Annotated in this window: 14 protein-coding genes; 7 read left to right on the top strand and 7 right to left on the bottom strand. The window is 40.6% G+C overall.

The genetic code is table 11. The annotated features are described in order from the left end of the window. Positions 1–35: 35 nt before the first annotated feature. Both MusilaSJ_RS09065 and MusilaSJ_RS09060 read right to left on the bottom strand, forming a co-directional pair. The gene (locus tag MusilaSJ_RS09065) at positions 36–1,079 is read right to left on the bottom strand and encodes a response regulator (protein ID WP_274989667.1); all 1,044 of its coding nucleotides are present in this window, start codon (positions 1,077–1,079) and stop codon (positions 36–38) included. Next, entirely contained in the window at positions 1,076–2,263 is a 1,188-nt protein-coding gene (locus MusilaSJ_RS09060) for a PAS domain-containing sensor histidine kinase (RefSeq protein ID WP_274989666.1), read from the bottom strand. Before MusilaSJ_RS09060 ends, MusilaSJ_RS09065 begins: the two co-directional genes overlap by 4 nt. A 186-nt stretch (positions 2,264–2,449) precedes the next feature. Here MusilaSJ_RS09060 and MusilaSJ_RS09055 point away from each other — a divergent pair, with 186 nt between their 5' ends. From MusilaSJ_RS09055 to MusilaSJ_RS09025, 7 genes are all read left to right on the top strand, one after another. Continuing rightward, on the top strand, positions 2,450–3,691 hold the full coding sequence (locus tag MusilaSJ_RS09055) for a YdcF family protein (RefSeq protein WP_274989665.1): 1,242 nt from the start codon (positions 2,450–2,452) through the stop codon (positions 3,689–3,691). Between the two features lie 45 nt (positions 3,692–3,736). Beyond that, positions 3,737–4,642: a hypothetical protein gene (locus MusilaSJ_RS09050; RefSeq protein ID WP_274989664.1), complete on the top strand. Its 906-nt coding sequence runs from the start codon at positions 3,737–3,739 to the stop codon at positions 4,640–4,642. A gap of 378 nt (positions 4,643–5,020) precedes the next feature. Continuing rightward, positions 5,021–8,293 carry a SusC/RagA family TonB-linked outer membrane protein gene (locus MusilaSJ_RS09045; RefSeq protein WP_274989663.1) on the top strand — a complete coding sequence of 1,091 codons (3,273 nt, stop codon included), beginning with the start codon at positions 5,021–5,023 and terminating at the stop codon, positions 8,291–8,293. Between the two features lie 24 nt (positions 8,294–8,317). Next, positions 8,318–9,847 (top strand): RagB/SusD family nutrient uptake outer membrane protein, encoded by a 1,530-nt coding sequence (locus MusilaSJ_RS09040; protein WP_274989662.1) that lies wholly within the window; start codon positions 8,318–8,320, stop codon positions 9,845–9,847. Positions 9,848–10,094: 247 nt separating this feature from the next. Continuing rightward, complete coding sequence (locus tag MusilaSJ_RS09035) at positions 10,095–11,036, top strand: helix-turn-helix domain-containing protein (protein ID WP_274989661.1); 942 nt, start codon at positions 10,095–10,097, stop codon at positions 11,034–11,036. An 84-nt stretch (positions 11,037–11,120) separates the two neighbouring features. Beyond that, positions 11,121–11,357, top strand: coding sequence for a hypothetical protein (locus MusilaSJ_RS09030; RefSeq protein WP_274989660.1), 237 nt, complete (start codon positions 11,121–11,123; stop codon positions 11,355–11,357). Next, a complete protein-coding gene (locus tag MusilaSJ_RS09025; protein WP_274989659.1) occupies positions 11,350–11,760 on the top strand; it encodes a PIN domain-containing protein in 411 nt (136 codons plus the stop codon). The genes MusilaSJ_RS09030 and MusilaSJ_RS09025 overlap by 8 nt, the downstream gene beginning before the upstream one ends. A gap of 26 nt (positions 11,761–11,786) precedes the next feature. Here MusilaSJ_RS09025 and MusilaSJ_RS09020 read toward each other — a convergent pair whose 3' ends face one another. The 5 genes from MusilaSJ_RS09020 to MusilaSJ_RS09000 all read right to left on the bottom strand — a co-directional run bounded on the left by MusilaSJ_RS09020 (position 11,787) and on the right by MusilaSJ_RS09000 (position 15,454). Continuing rightward, complete coding sequence (locus tag MusilaSJ_RS09020; protein ID WP_274989658.1) at positions 11,787–12,482, bottom strand: Crp/Fnr family transcriptional regulator; 696 nt, start codon at positions 12,480–12,482, stop codon at positions 11,787–11,789. Between the two features lie 272 nt (positions 12,483–12,754). Further along, positions 12,755–13,402 (bottom strand): response regulator transcription factor, encoded by a 648-nt coding sequence (locus tag MusilaSJ_RS09015; RefSeq protein WP_090523305.1) that lies wholly within the window; start codon positions 13,400–13,402, stop codon positions 12,755–12,757. Between the two features lie 26 nt (positions 13,403–13,428). Next, a complete protein-coding gene (locus MusilaSJ_RS09010) occupies positions 13,429–14,235 on the bottom strand; it encodes a sensor histidine kinase (RefSeq protein WP_274989657.1) in 807 nt (268 codons plus the stop codon). Continuing rightward, entirely contained in the window at positions 14,219–14,884 is a 666-nt protein-coding gene (locus MusilaSJ_RS09005; RefSeq protein WP_274989656.1) for a hypothetical protein, read from the bottom strand. Before MusilaSJ_RS09005 ends, MusilaSJ_RS09010 begins: the two co-directional genes overlap by 17 nt. Positions 14,885–14,905: 21 nt before the next feature. Continuing rightward, on the bottom strand, positions 14,906–15,454 hold the full coding sequence (locus MusilaSJ_RS09000; protein WP_274989655.1) for a hypothetical protein: 549 nt from the start codon (positions 15,452–15,454) through the stop codon (positions 14,906–14,908). Positions 15,455–15,760 lie beyond the last annotated feature (306 nt).

Below are 15,760 nucleotides of genomic sequence, written 5' to 3'. Positions count from 1 at the left end.
AGAGAATGAGCAGGATCATCTAAAAATAGCAGCGGTCAGTTTTTCATTTTGGCCAACCGTTCGGGCGAAAGCACGGTGATCTGGCTTCCTTTTTTATCGATTAGGTTTTCATCTTTAAAATCGGTAAGGGTACGGCTCACGGTTTCAGTTGCTACGCCGGCCATGGCAGCAAGGTCTTCGCGCGAAATTTTGAAATCCCCGCCCTGCTGTTTATGCAGTCGCATCAGGGTATCGGCCATCCTTTTCCGTACTGAGTTATACGCAAGCTGCAATAATTGTTCTTCCCGGTCGCGGATATGGTTAGAGAGTAGTTTGATAAACTCACGCGCAATATCAGGATATAAATTGAGCAGGTTATCCAGTTGGTCTTTAGGGATCAGGCACAGCTGGCTGTCCTCCAGGGTGGTTGCTGTATCTGTGTAAGCCTCGTTCGAGAGCATGGCATTTACCCCCAGGTATTCCTCGGCAGAGTGGATGGCGGTCATCAGCTCACGGCCATCGTTTGCCAGTTTAACGGTTTTAACCCTGCCTTTCAATATCAGGTACAAACCATTCCCTTTATCACCATCGTAATAAATTACCTGGTCTTTTTTAAACAGGCGTACCTTGCGTTCGCTAATAATATGTTTAAGTTCGGTGAGACCGCTGTTCTTCGATACAATTGAGTGTAGGTTTTCGAGCGATTGACTATAAAAGCTTTGCTGGGCAGTTTTTTTCCTGAGCCTGCTTTCAATGGCGTTCAGTAGTTCAATATCATCAAAAGGCTTGGTTAAGTAATCATCGGCACCCATTTCCATGCCTTTACGTTGGTCAATCCGTTCGGCCTTTGCGGTTAAAAATATAAAAGGTATGGCGGCGGTTTCGGGATTTTTATTCAGCATAAATAAAACCCCATAACCATCAAGCTCGGGCATCATGATATCGCAAAGTATTACATCGGGCAGGTTGTTAACGGCCAGTTCAATACCGGTTTTACCATTATCGGCCTCAAATACCGTGTAACCGGCCAGCCCCAGTATTTCTACCACGTTTTCGCGGATATCGTTGTTATCTTCGATGATCAGGATTTTTTGGCTCATGATGCAGAAAATGAAATGGTGAATGAAGTACCCTCGTTTACGTTACTTTGAAAATCAACTCTGCCGTTCATAAGGGCAGTGTACCGGGCCACAATATTAAGACCTAAACCGGTACCCGCGATATTGCCTGTATTGTGCGCTCTGAAAAATGCCTCAAATAAATGCTTCTGGTCGCTTTCGGGAATGCCTATGCCATTATCTTTTACAGTAATGGAACAGCCGGAAACATTTATTTCAGTACTAAATTCAATAAAGCTGTCCTCGCCCGAATATTTGATGGCGTTTGTGATGAGGTTGATGATGCAGTTTTTGAGCAGGTTAATATCGAGGTAAACCATACTATCTGTACCTGTATGCTGATAAAGGATATTTTGGTTTTGCTTGGCCATAATCTGCATTTCTTCAGTTAGCTCTTCGGCCAGCTTAACCAGGTCAAACCTGGTGTATGATGGTTCAATACGCCCGGCTTCCAGTTTTTCGAGCGAGAGAAAATCATTCAGAATGGTAGTGAGGTTGCCAACGGCATTTTTGATTTTATTAACATGCTTGCTAATCTGCAGGCTGTGTAAAGGCTCGGCATATTTATCAATAAGCGAGGCCGATAATTGAACAGCGCTTAGTGGCGTACGAAACTCATGCGATGCCATGGAAACAAAACGGCTTTTCAATTGTCCCAGTTCTTTCTCTTTTTCAAGGGACTGGCTCACTTCTTCTTTGGCTTTTTGCAGTTCAAGAACAAATTGTTTTAAGGAGAGCGTACGTTCCTCTACCACTTCCTCCAGGTGCGATGTGTATTCCTTCAGTTTATCTTCAGCTTCTTTCTCACGGCTAAGGTCGTGTATAAAGCCGGCATATATTTTACGGCCCGAAAAATTTACGTCACTAACGCCAAGTCTGAAAGGAAATTGGGTGCCGTCTTTACGCAAGCCTGTTACTTCACGACCTATACCAATGATATGTGGTTTACCGGTAGTTTGATATCGATTGATATAATGATCATGTTCCTGCCGGTATGGCTGGGGCATCAGTATCGATACATTTTTGCCGATAACTTCATGAGGCTCATATTGAAATAACCTGCAAGCCGAAGGATTAATAGATTCGACAATCCCCCGTTCATCGATAGTAATAATGCCATCGATAGCATTTTCAATAATGGCTTTTAATAAGGCAGTATTTTCCATAGATGAAGTTTGAAAGATTTATCAGCTTTTGCAAATATCAAATTTGATATGGATTTTATATGCCTAAAGATGGTATATCTTAATTAAAATTAAAATTAGGCGTGTTTTGTAAGAGGAAAGTTACCGGTAGTTAACTTTGAGTTTATCTGCTTAGGCGTTATTTGCGCCTTGTTAAAAAACAGCTCAATGAAAAAACTCCTGCTACTAACAATGCTTGGATTGGGTGGTTTAAGTGCCTTCGCGCAAACCTCAAGTCCCGTAAAAAATACGCCGATAGATTATGTAAAGATTAAAAACTACGGCCTGCTGACTCTGCTTGAGCAGGATGCCGAAGTAAGCACTTTACTTAAAAACGATCCTGAACTGGCACAGCTCACGCAGAAAAAGCTAAGCGCCCTTAGCACTTCCCTTACTGATTGTAAAGACGCCGCGTGCTTAACAACTGCGGTAAAACTAACTGATGATGACATCAAAACCGTAGGTGACCGGCTTGCAGCATTATATAAAACAGGCAACGCGCTTAATAGGATGGTTAAATCGAAACTGATCCCATCGGGTTTTTATAGTTTGTATAAAAAACTATCGCCAGAGCAATTGCTTATAAAAGCATGGGAGCAGGACGCAGGTAGTATCAACTATACTATTGGCGTTTATGCTGAAGGCAAAAAGCCTAATTATCCGCAAATAGATTCTATTAGCTATAATGTTAAAGCAAGGGCATATTATACGCTGATGTATGATGCTTCCGCTATATTGTTGGGTGATATTAAACGAACAAAGCTGTTTTTTGAACCCGCTATGCAGGCAGCCCTGCTTTATCTGCAGATAAATGAAAGACAGGATCCCGCCAATTACGAGCCGATGGAGCTAAACGCAAACAAGGCTGCCGTAACCCGTGTCAAAACCATAAAATGGGCCAATTATCCTTATTCAAATATTCTTGTACCTGGTGCTGGTCCGGATAATCTAACATCGCCGCTAAGCGGGGAGGGGATGCTGCGCTGCAGGCTGGCGGTACAGGAATATAAGGCTGGCAAGGCGCCGTTTATCATTGTATCAGGCGGCAAGGTGCATCCATATAAAACAAAATATAATGAAGCGGAAGAAATGAAGGTTTATTTAATGAAAACCCTTCATATTCCTGAAAATGTGATCATCATTGAACCTCATGCGCGCCATACTACTACCAATATGCGTAACAGCGCAAGACTGCTTTATAAATATAGTATCCCTGCCGATAAGCCCGGCATTGTGGTAACCGATAAATCACAAACCGATTTTATTATGAATATGGATGCCCGCTGCCAAAAGGAACTGAACTATGTGCCTTATAAACTGGCCAGGCGTAACTCCGAAACCGAAGTTGAATATTACCCGGTTGAAGAAGCCAAACAAATTGATCCTGACGAACCACTTGACCCTCGTTAAGAAAGCCGAAAGCGGAATGCGCAAAGCTTAAAGCTGTGTCTGATCATGAATGTAATATTTTATTTAAAACTGATGCAAAAACTTACTTTAACTATAGTAGCTGCTGTTGTAGGTATTGGCAGCATCGCCGCCGGCACAATTGATCATAAACTTAACCGTGCCATAACTATCGACTCGTTGGGCGCCTGCCAGGGCATTTCATACCAAAACGGTCGCATATTTTTATATGGTGACAGGGAAGTTGGAATGATCCGGGAGTTTAAGCTGGAAAATGACAGCCTGGTATATCAGCATAAGGAATATAAGCTAACCCAAAACGGGCAGGATGTTATTAACCACCCAACTGGCATGGCCTATAACAACGATAAAGGGCCAACATTTATAGGTAATTCCATCCGCCTTAATGCAGCGGGCAGCCAATGGAGGGCGGTAATTTATAATGTAAACTGGAAAGGCTTGCTTAAAACGGGTACACTTGATGGTAACTTAATTAATACCATTGAGGATGATGCCTGTATCCAGGGCACCCGTCCGGAATATGTAAAATATAATAATAAGTGGTATGTAGCCACTGCCGATTATGGCGATCACGGCAACGAAGTGCGTTTATACGACCCTGAAAAGCTGGCCAAAGCCAAAAGTACGAAAGAACCCGGTGTGCTTTACAAAAAATTTACATGTACACCCTGGGTACAAAACCTGTATTGGAAGGCTAATAAAGGCATTTTAGTACTGATCCAGAATAAGCTTGAGGGCAGGCAATGGCGGTTTACTTATGTTGATCTTGAAAAATCAATAGAAGCCGGTAAGCAGGTGGTGCTAAGCCAGGTTGATGGTATTGACAGGGGCGATGAGCTGGAAGGCTTTTCCCTGCTTGGCGGTGATGAGAAGGGGATAGCTGTAACGTCGTCACGGAAAAATAACGTGAATTTTACCACTACTTCATGGTAGTATTGAATAACTGACTAAAGTAAAAATGCCTGCAAAAAAGGAGGCATTTTTCTATTTTTTGTTTAATGTAAATTTAACACTAAGGTATCCTTTGGTTAAGATAACAGGTTTAGCTTTGCTGTCATTATTACAATATTAATAACTCTATATTAATATTATTTAATGATAACGCAATAATAATTATTAAATTATTAATCTTTTGCTCATGTCTTTAAAAATATCGCCTATGTAACATAACTTCAACTTAAGATCGGGCTCGGCGATAAAACTAAGAACCGGTGAATGCGCTAACACTCACCTGGTCCGGGATAATTGTCAAATAACTCAAAAGCGGTCCAAGGCTTTAAGTCATTTCTTTCAACAATCAATTTTAAAAATATGAATAAAAAGATTAATCCAAATCTTTTGAGCAGGTTTTTTTTAATTCCTGTATTGTTTTTACTGGTTTTGCTAAAACCTTTTATCTCAAACGCTTCGGCAGAAAATATAGCATATAACGCAACCCAAATCACCGGTATTGTTACCGACGAAACTAATCTTCCTTTACCCGGCGTATCAGTTCGGATCAAAGGGACTGATAAGGGTACCGCAACTAACACAAACGGTAAATATACCATCTCGGCCGAAGAAGGCGCCATGCTGGTTTTTAACTTTATTGGTTATGAGCAGCAGGAAATAACGGTTGGCGGTTCATCAACCATTAACGTTAAAATGAAACCAAAATCAAACATGCTTAACGAGGTGGTGGCCATCGGTTACCAGTCTATTCGTAAAAGTGATGTTACCGGTTCTATTGCCAGCGTAAAAGCCAGTGACCTTAATCTTTCCGCTCCTTCATTGGGGCAGGCCCTTGCCGGTAAAGTATCAGGTGTACAAGTGTCCCAAACCAGCGGTGCGCCATATACAAGTACCAAAATCAGGGTAAGAGGCGTTGGCTCATTCAATGCCAGTTCTGATCCCCTATATGTAATTGACGGTTATCCGGCCGGTAATGATATCTTCATTAACCCTGATGATATCGAAAGCATCGACATTTTGAAAGATGCTGCATCTGCCGCTATCTACGGTTCACGCGCATCTGGCGGTGTGGTATTGATCACTACCAAGAAAGGTAAAGAAGGCAAAGGCCGCTTTGAATATGATGTGCAAACAGGTGTTGATCAGCTTGCCCATAAAGTGAAATTGCTTGATGCCGATCAGGCAGCATTGCTGGTTATCGACGGTCGCAACAACGCTTATCATGACCTTTGGGTAAACTCAGGCCATACCTGGAACGACGCCATGTATTCTGATAACAACGCAACCCGCGTTACTAACGTTGGTAACTCGGGTAGTGTGAGCATTCCTAATGGCTTATATGATTTTGCTTCGCAAACCCCTATTAAACAAACAGTGCATACCGATTGGCAGGACGAGCTGTACCGCAACACGTTTTTCCAGAAACACACCTTGTCGTTTTCAGGAGCGTCGAATGGGATTCGGTATTATGTAAGCGGCGCGTATCAAAACCAGCCAGGTATTATTCAATCAACAGGTCAGCAGCGTGTTAACTTTCGCACAAATATTGATGGTGATGTCAGCAAACGGATCCATATCGGTGCAAACATAGCTTATACTCAAAACACCAACCAGGAAACACAGGAAGGCCGCTTTGATCATAGCCCAATCCTTGGCGCCTTGATTTATATGCCTTACCTGCCTGCTTATAATGCTGATGGCTCTTTACAAACAAACGTTGAAGCCGCGGGCTCATCACAATACGGTTATCAGAGCATCGAAAACCCTGTAGCACTTGCCGAGCGTATTAAAATTAATAGAAAAGGCTACCGTAGTACTTATAATGCCAACGTTACTTATAATATTTTGCCTGGCTTCAATTTTAAAACCAACCTTGGTACACAAACCTATACCGAAAAATACGATTACTACTACCCAACCACGATAAGCAGTGGCGCGTTCCCTCCGGGATCTCAGCAGTCAATACTGGCGGCCAATGCACAGGCATCAAACCTTGTTAACGTTGACAGGCTGGCTGAGTTTACGTTGAATTACACCAGGCAATTTGGTAAACATCACGTTGATGCGTTAGCCGGTTACACCGCGCAAAAAACAACCAGCGACTACATCAGCGTAAAAGCAAATGGTTTCCAGAGTGATTACGTGCCCGAAATTTCAGGCAAAGGTGCGGACGCAGCCTTCTTTAGTTTAAACTCTGCTTCTAAAAGTACTTATACGTTATTGTCATATCTTGGGCGTGCAAACTATAACTATGCAGGTAAATATTTCTTAACCGCATCGTTCCGCGCCGATGGTTCTTCACGTTTCGGACCGGCAAATAAATACGGTTATTTTCCTTCTGTGGCCGCAGGCTGGAATCTTTCTGACGAGTCTTTCTATCACAATTTCCTTGGCGAACAGTCGACAGTTAAGATCCGTGCAAGCTGGGGTAAAAGTGGTAACTTCAATATCCCTAACTATGCTATCGCACAAACCCTGGCCAGCCCGGTTGGTGCGGTGTTGAACGGTGGTATCGCGACTGCTACATACGCCGGTGGTTTAAAAGATCCTAAGTTAAGCTGGGAAACAACCTCACAATATAACTTTGGTACCGATATTGGTTTATTTAACGGCCGTTTACAGGTTATCGCCAACTATTATTTAAGCTATTCATATAACCTGTTGTACAATCAGCCAATTTCGGCAATATCTGGCAGCACTACTATCTTAACTAACCTGCGCGACTCCAGGATCCGTAATACCGGTTTTGACTTGCAGTTAGATGGTAAGATTGTTAATACCAAGGATTTCACATTTGGTGCAAGCGGTAATATTTCATTAAACCGCAACAAAGTAGTTAAGCTTCCTGCCCAAAATACCCTCATCATTAACGGTGCTGAGCGTTCATACCTTACCAGCATAACTACCCAGGGCCAGCCTATCGGTATGTTCTACGGTTTTCAGGTTGGTGGTATAATCAACGCTTCTAACTATGGCAAAACAGCGCCATCCGCTTCTCAAACCAACCCTGCCAAAATTGGCGATCTTTGGTTTGTTGATACCAATAAAGATGGTATCGTGAATGATGCTGATAAAACCATTATCGGTTCACCATATGCTAAATTTACTTACGGCTTCGCCCTTAACAGCACTTACAAACGTTTTGATTTCGGTGCTTCATTCAACGGTTCTTATGGTAATAAGATACTCGACGGGCAGGATTATTATTTGTACAATGGGGAGGGTTCCGGTAACCAGTATGCTAATGTTGCACAACGTTATCGTAACGAAGTTGAACCAGGAGACGGTTCATTTTACCGTGCTTCACGTGCTGGTACACAAAGTAACAGTACCCGTTTGTCAACTTTTTACCTGCAAAGCGGCTCATATCTGCGTTGTACCAACCTTACTTTAGGTTATACCTTGCCTGCCTTCCTGCAGCAAACTTTAGGCCTGAGCAAAGCACGCGTTTTTGCCAGTGTTGTGAACGCATTTACCATCACCAGGTATAAAGGTTATAACCCGGACGTGGATTATAACTATTCAGGCGCTGCTTCAAACAATACTCAGCCTGCCAATCTGGCTCCGGGTATCGATTATGGTACTTACCCGCTGGTTAGATCTTATAACTTAGGTGTTAATGTTACTTTTTAATGAATTTTTTAAAGAGATATTGAGATGAATAAAAAATTTGTAGCCATTGCCTGCCTTGCAGTTGCAGTGGCGATAAGCCCGTCTTGTAAAAAAGACTTTTTAAATGAGAGTGACCCCAACGCTATAACGGTTGATGCCAGCTATAAAACCCCCAATGATGTGTTATTGGCTGTAAACGGTATCTATCAATCGTTACGCAGTGGCAATAATGTTGGCGAAAGCAGTGATTTGTGGACAGATCAGCGTTCGGACGATACAGGTACCCAGGATAACCAATCAAATGCAGGCGAGCCCTTTCAGTTTGGTAATTTTTCGATACTGCCAAGCAATACCTATCTTAAAAGTCATTGGGTATCGCTTTATGGTACTGTTACCCGTGCTAACGTGGTATTGTCGCATATTGATGCTGTGCCTTTTCCGGATAATAGTGTAAAGTTGCAATACATTGCCGAAGCCAAATTTTTGCGTGCATTTACTTATTTTGAATTGGTGCGCCTTTGGGGTGATGTGCCGTTGGTTACCAAACAATTAGCTTATGCTGATTTGCCTGCAGCTACTTTTCGTGAAAAGCAAGCGGTTGTTTATCAACAGATAGTAGCCGATTTGATGGATGTTATCAATAACAGTCCGCTTCCAAACCTGCAAGCTTCTACAGGCAGAACCTCAAAAGCAGCTGCTAATTTCCTGTTAGGCCAGGTGTACCTAACTATGGCAACTACCCAGGATCAGGCTAACCGTACAACTAATTTGACCAATGCCAAAACATATCTGATGAACGCTTACAATATGCGTACTTTTGGCACGCTAAACAGCATCCCTTATACTGATGTTTTTGATGTTGCTAAGAAAACAACTTGCCCGGAGCTAATCTTCCAGATAGTAAATATTCAGGGTGATGTTAATTATAGCTCTTCAATTGCGGCTAATTTCCAGGCAAAGGGCGAGACTATCAACTCTCAAAAAAAATCATCAGGGGCTGGTTATAATGTTACTCATGATTTGATTAATGAGTATGAAACCAACGATTCCCGCATGACGTTCTCTGTTAAATATGCAAATGACCCTATTGTGAAAGACTGGTTTGTTACTAAATTCAGGGATGTGAGTACCAGTGCCGGCGTAAATGGTTATGGTGGTAACGACTGGATTTTGATGCGTTATGCCGATGTGATCCTGTCATTGGCCGAAGTTAACAATTACCTTGGCGATCAGGCTGCTGCTATCGGCTTCCTTGACCAGGTGCGTACACGTGCAGGTATGCCAACTTATGCGGTATCAATGACCAATAATGACTATGCTGCCAAATACCCAACATTAAAACTGGCTATTTTGCATGAGCGCCGTGTTGAGCTTGCGTTTGAACACCACCGCTGGTACGACCTGTTGCGTACTTTCAACGATGCCGAGTTAGTTGCATATTTCAAAGCCAAAAAGCAAACTGATTTTGGTTTGGCTTCGCTGGCGAACTTTACTACTAAAGATCGTTATTACCCGATTCCGTTTGATGAGTACAAGCTTGACCCTGTTAAGATGTACCAAAACCTCGGTTATTAATATAGGTGTTACATACAAAGAAGCCGCCTCGTAAGTCACGTATGAGGCGGCTTCTTTATTATCATCTGTTAATGAAATTTATCAAATTCAAATAATATTCTTTAAGGTATTAAGCTAATTTTGAATCTCGAAAATATAAAGCGCTGATATGCTGCAATATTTTGTTTAAGTTTTGTAAGAACTGATTTACCTGAAGTAAATAATGCTGTAGTTATCATTAAGTTTGTGTAGCTCATTAAAGCAAAAAATGAAAACGGTAACAGTAGAAGATTTTTACAAAGACGCTGCCGAACGTACCGATAGCACGGTGAGGGACCTGCTTCCGGCTGATATCAACAAACAGATAGGGCATTTTAATGTATTTAACCTTAACGACATCATTGCTAAAATAAAGAAGGATCCTACCCACGTGCCTTACAATCGCAGGTTATATTATAAGATAAACTTGGTAAGGGGCCGAAATATAGCTGAATACGCAGATAAAGTAATCAATATTGAAAAAAATGCGTTGGTGTTTGGCACACCCAAAATTCCATATAGTTGGAAACCACAGGATATGGAACAATCCGGGTATTTCTGCATTTTTACTGATGCGTTTTTGGTGCAATCGAAGAGTGGTGTGGTATTAGACGCGTTACCGATCTTTAGTCCCGGAGGTTGCCCGGTGTTTATGCTTACAGATGAACAGGCCGATGAGGTAACCCTCATTTTTAAAAAGATGCAGCAGGAGATAGCATCCGACTACCTGTACAAGTATGACCTGATCAGAAATTATGTGCTGGAGCTAATTCATTATGGCCAAAAATTGCAGCCTCTTACCAATTACGGTAATAGTCATAATGCATCGGCGAGAGTATCATCCCTGTTTATTGAATTGCTGGAGAGGCAGTTCCCAATAGCATCACCCGATCAAAGGATTATCCTGCGTACTGCTAAAGACTATGCCGACAGGCTTGCTGTTCATAGCAATCATCTCAATAAGGTATTAAAAGAAAGTACCGGCAAAACTACAACTGAGCATATAGCAGGGAGGCTCATCCAGGAAGCCCGCATCCTGCTTAAGCAAACCGACTGGAATATCTCAGAAATAGCTTACAGCCTGGGCTTTGAACAGCTATCGCATTTTTCCAGTTTCTTTAAAAAGCAAACATCGTTATCGCCGGTTGAGGTAAGGAATTTGGCGGGCTGAGTTTAAGATTGTTTGCTAATTATTCAAATAGCAAAATGGTTGATCATTGTCATATCATGATTTGAATTTTGTAAATTTGATATTATGATAAGAACAATATTAAAATCCAACAAAAAGAATCTAACGCTTGAGTTACCGGATGATCTGGTTGGAAAAATGATTGAAGTTATCGCATTTTCGGTTGATGAAACTACGTCAATTGAAAGAGAAACTGAGCCTATAGAAAAAAGGGTTGATCATTTGAAAGACAGATTAAAAGAATTTACCTTCAATAGTGGTGGGTATAGGTTTGACAGGGATGAAGCTAATGATTATGAGTAATATTGCAATTGATACCAATATTCTGCTTTACGCCTTAGATGATTTTTATCCCCAAAAACAAGCGGAAGCTATTCAAATAATTGCCAATAACCCCATCTTCTGTTCTCAAAATCTTAGCGAGTTTATTAATGTTTGCCTGCGGAGATGGAAGTTTCCAAAGCATAAAGTTGCTGACCTGGTAAAAACATATTTGCAGCAATGTGTTTATGTTCCGGTAAGCGAGCAAATGATGTTAAGGTCACTGGAAATTATGAATAAATATGATTTTCAATTGTTTGATTCAATAATTGTGTCATCTGCACTGGAGGCCGGATGCTTGATATTATATTCTGAAGATATGAATGATGGGCAGGTCATTGAATCTCAGCTAAAAATAGTAAACCCATTTAAGACAAATAGGTAATAATATTTTGAAGTAATTATCCCGTTTTACAGATCATCATCCTGCGTCAAAAGGAAAAGCTTATCGTAATTGGTGATGTTGATCTTTTTACCGTTGGTGCTGATCAGTTTTTCCTGTATCAATTCATTAACTACCCTGAAAACGGTTTCGTAAGTGGCGCCGGCGTATGAAGCCAGATCCTGCCGGGTAAGTTCTACATCAATATGGCCTTCCGGGTTTGTACCAAACTGATTCTTGAGGCTTATGAGCGCCTGGGCCACGCGTCCCTTTACCGGCATATGCGCAAGATTACGCATCTTGCGTTCTGCTTCCTGCAGCTCGTCGGCAAAAAATAACATTAGCTGGTAGGTAAACTGAGGGTTTACTTTTAAAGTAGCCTCAAAAAACTCCATATCAATGTAGCATATAACGCCTGCTTCCAAAGCTGTTGCCGAAATAGGGTAGTGGGTGGCATGTTTACCCAGTACGCGGTGACCAAAAATAGCTCCCTTATTGGCAAAGCGAATAATAAGCTCTTTATCCGGCCCCCATTTTTTATGAACTTTCACATTGCCTTCATAAACAAAGTAAATTCCCTTCACCGGGTCGCCTTCACTGAAAATAACCTGTCCTTTTTTTACATTAAAGTTTTTTTTGTTGGCTGCAATTGCCGGCAACCACTCTTTTATACAGCCTTTACATAAAAGACAGGTTTGATTATCACACTGGATATTTCTTTTCATTCAAATCTTTATCAATTAGTCAATGTTTTGTTGTAAAAATATCAATGAAAATTGTATTTTCTATCAAAATAATGATTTTTAATTGAGTGATTTTTTCCTAATTATTGATTTTGACAATTTTAAACATGATAAATCATGTTTTTATTAAATGGAGAAACTAATTATTCGTTTTTTGGATTTATTGCAAGCGTGTATTGTATGTGTTTGTTTGAAAAAATGGAATTTTATTTTGAAAAAGTATGCAAATGACATAGTTGAGTTTAAAAAAAGTATCATATTATGCCGTTCTTTACAGCAAACATTACCAGCCCGGCGGTATTGCGTACGCCCACCTTATCTATCAGGCGCTGCCTGATCCCTTCAACCGAACGTGGACTAAGGAACAGTTGTTTACCCATTTCATTAGCTGTTTTTTCGGCACAAATTAGTTTCAGTACATCCTGTTCCCGCTCGGTGAGTTCAACGCCTTCTTTAAAGGATGGTTTGATATTGCCTTTTATCACCAATTTCTTTAAAAGCGCGTTGCTTACTATATTGTTAAAGTAATAGCCCGTTTCGTGTACCGAATATATCGCTTTCCTGATTTCTTCAGCTTCTGCGTTTTTTAGCAAGTATCCGTTGGCGCCAATCTCCATTAAATGAATTACGAACTTTTCGTCATCGTACATCGTCACCACTAAAATTTTCATATCAGGATACTTCTTTTTAATGTGTTTGGTAGCTTCCATGCCATCCATAACAGGCATTTTAAGGTCCATGATAATTACATCGGGCATATTGGTTTCAATGCCTTTTATCAGGTCTTCACCATCGCCGGCCTCAAGCATAACTTCCAGGTTCTCATCCTGGGTAAGTCCAATTTTGAGGCCGTCCCTGTATATGGTATAATCATCGGCTATGGCAATTTTAATAGGTTTCATCGCCTTATTTTTGATTGTTATAATGGTTAAATAGTAATTGTTCGGGGGATACTGATGTTAATGTAATATCCTTCGGGCTTGTAATTAAATGATACCTCGCCTTTCAGCAAAATAATACGGGTTTGGATAGCTTTGAGGCCAAGGCCCTGCTTATTAAACTTTAGTTCTTCATATTGTTCATGGCTTAACCCTTTTCCATTGTGAAAAATACTGATGTTCAAAGCATCCTGGTTATAAGCTGACGTGATGTGTATTTTTTTAGGCCTGGCATGTTTAAGGATATTGTTCATTAACTCCTGCACCATGCGGTATATGCTGATATCATTTTCATTAGCCTGGGTTGTATATGAATCATCAAGATCGGTGGTAATAAATATGAGATCATTGTTTGTTATTTTTTCGGTAAAATGCCTGATAGCTTCATTTAACCCGAACTCTTTCAGGATACTTGAATGCAGGTTGTGCGAAATGCCCCGTACCTGTTTAATAGCCATATCAAGCAGTTCCTGTCCTTTTTCATACCTTGGCCCATTGTTTTTATCAATAACATTGATCTTTACTCCCTGCAAATGCAGCTTTGACGCCGATAAAATGGCGCCCACTTCATCATGTAACTCTTCAGCAATGCGGTGACGCTCTGTCTCCTCGCTGCGTACAGCCGCTTCTATTAACTGGTTTTGCTGGGTTTGATGCAACTTTTGTATTTTTTGCTGGTACTGGTATTTTTTACGCTGAAAAAAAATAAAAATGAGCAATATACTCGCGAATAAGGAAAGCATAACCGCAATACCCATAAAGAGCAGGAGCCTGATATCGTCATTCGTTTGTTTCATATAACCCTTTCGCTATAAATATACATAAAATGGTATAGGTGAAATTGTGGATGTTCCACAGGCTTATGGCAAAGTTGTGCAGGCGCAGTGTGAGTTCATTGTACAGCAGAAAAATGAAAAAGTTTACCGTGTAATAAATGCCCAGGCCGGTTACTATCCAAAAGTCGGGCTGTTTTTTACCGGGTTCTTCATCGTCGGTTATTTTAAACAGATAATACTGCATACAATAAAACATCATAATTACAGCCTCAAACGATAGTAATCTGCTGCTCAATTGTCCGTAATCAAAAAAGTTTTGATAAAAGCTGAAATTGATAAGCACAAACCCCAAAAAAATATAAGGCGCTATCCTTTTTGTTTTGGACAGAAACTGTTGGTTTAACTTTATAAAAAAAGAGCTGAATAATAACACCCTGATTATGGAATGGATATTATACAGGTAATTATTGGTGTTGTATGGGTGCGGTAAAATTGTTTTAAGCTTCCATATGGCATCAATAGTTACATTAATTGCCAGCGCTGTCCATAAATATATAACAACAGGTTTGTTAAAAGCAGGTTGTTTTTTCCTTAAACAAAGAATGGCCAGGGGAATGAGCAACGCCCAAACCTCCGACCAGTCAGATATACCTTTTATTAGCTGTTCCACTTGCAACAGTTTTTAACGCTATTACATTTTTGCCGGAGGTGATGGATTTGAATCAACATCACCGGTGTCTGAGTCGCGGTAGTCAATAGGTACACCGTTTTTTATGAGGCTGATGGCGTATACAAGGTGCTGGTTGGAGGCTATGATCTTAGGAGTAAAAACCAGGAAGTCATAATCACGTTTTTTTCCGCTATCGGTTGAGATGATCGCTACAATCGCTTTTTTAGTAAGATACGTATTGCCTAAAACCACGGGGCCGACTAAGTTAATCAGCGTGTCTTTTGTAACAGCCAATGTATCAGGATGCACCGGGTTAAGATAGCCTCCGGCTGTATCAAGGATATATGATACAAGCTGATATGGCTTTTTAACATCATCAACCTGGGGGCTGTAAAACTGAAAAACAAAATTGTCGGTTTTGGCCGAGTCGAGCCAGTGATTAATCTGTGTAGCGGTATACTTTACCTGGGCAAATTTGGTGGCTTGCCTGCATGACGTCATGGCAAAAAACAAGCAAATAGTAATCGCGGCAGCAATTGGTCTGAATAAATTAAGAGGTCGTTTTTTCATGATATAATAGGTTTAATATGCAGGTAATATAGTTGTATTATTTGTATTTTATGTTGATAATAATAAATTATATAAGTGAGAAATTATTTATACTACTGTGAAAAAATTTCTCACTAATTATTTATTGTTCGCTTTGTTTTCTGTTGGTTTTCCTATACCGCAAAGTTAGTAGGTGTGAAATAGTGTGAAAGGGTGTTTTTATGGTTTACATACGTATAAATACTTATTTTATTTATTAAGTATTTTATCTCTAATAAGCCTGTTTAAATAAGCGGAGGTTTGTATTGTGATAAGCGAATAAGAAAA

The organism is Mucilaginibacter sp. SJ, from assembly GCF_028993635.1.
Classification (GTDB): Bacteria; Bacteroidota; Bacteroidia; order Sphingobacteriales; family Sphingobacteriaceae; genus Mucilaginibacter.
The sequence above is the reverse complement of the archived record's forward strand: the minus strand, read 5'-3'. Positions and strand labels throughout refer to the sequence as shown.

What these genes read in the sequence shown, in the direction of transcription:
- MusilaSJ_RS09065 (WP_274989667.1), bottom strand. Translation starts at nt 1,079, where the DNA reads ATGAGCCAAAAAATCCTGATCATCGAAGATAACAACGATATCCGCGAA.
- MusilaSJ_RS09060 (WP_274989666.1), bottom strand. Translation starts at nt 2,263, where the DNA reads ATGGAAAATACTGCCTTATTAAAAGCCATTATTGAAAATGCTATCGAT.
- MusilaSJ_RS09055 (WP_274989665.1), top strand. Translation starts at nt 2,450, where the DNA reads ATGAAAAAACTCCTGCTACTAACAATGCTTGGATTGGGTGGTTTAAGT.
- MusilaSJ_RS09050 (WP_274989664.1), top strand. Translation starts at nt 3,737, where the DNA reads ATGAATGTAATATTTTATTTAAAACTGATGCAAAAACTTACTTTAACT.
- MusilaSJ_RS09045 (WP_274989663.1), top strand. Translation starts at nt 5,021, where the DNA reads ATGAATAAAAAGATTAATCCAAATCTTTTGAGCAGGTTTTTTTTAATT.
- MusilaSJ_RS09040 (WP_274989662.1), top strand. Translation starts at nt 8,318, where the DNA reads ATGAATAAAAAATTTGTAGCCATTGCCTGCCTTGCAGTTGCAGTGGCG.
- MusilaSJ_RS09035 (WP_274989661.1), top strand. Translation starts at nt 10,095, where the DNA reads ATGAAAACGGTAACAGTAGAAGATTTTTACAAAGACGCTGCCGAACGT.
- MusilaSJ_RS09030 (WP_274989660.1), top strand. Translation starts at nt 11,121, where the DNA reads ATGATAAGAACAATATTAAAATCCAACAAAAAGAATCTAACGCTTGAG.
- MusilaSJ_RS09025 (WP_274989659.1), top strand. Translation starts at nt 11,350, where the DNA reads ATGAGTAATATTGCAATTGATACCAATATTCTGCTTTACGCCTTAGAT.
- MusilaSJ_RS09020 (WP_274989658.1), bottom strand. Translation starts at nt 12,482, where the DNA reads ATGAAAAGAAATATCCAGTGTGATAATCAAACCTGTCTTTTATGTAAA.
- MusilaSJ_RS09015 (WP_090523305.1), bottom strand. Translation starts at nt 13,402, where the DNA reads ATGAAACCTATTAAAATTGCCATAGCCGATGATTATACCATATACAGG.
- MusilaSJ_RS09010 (WP_274989657.1), bottom strand. Translation starts at nt 14,235, where the DNA reads ATGAAACAAACGAATGACGATATCAGGCTCCTGCTCTTTATGGGTATT.
- MusilaSJ_RS09000 (WP_274989655.1), bottom strand. Translation starts at nt 15,454, where the DNA reads ATGAAAAAACGACCTCTTAATTTATTCAGACCAATTGCTGCCGCGATT.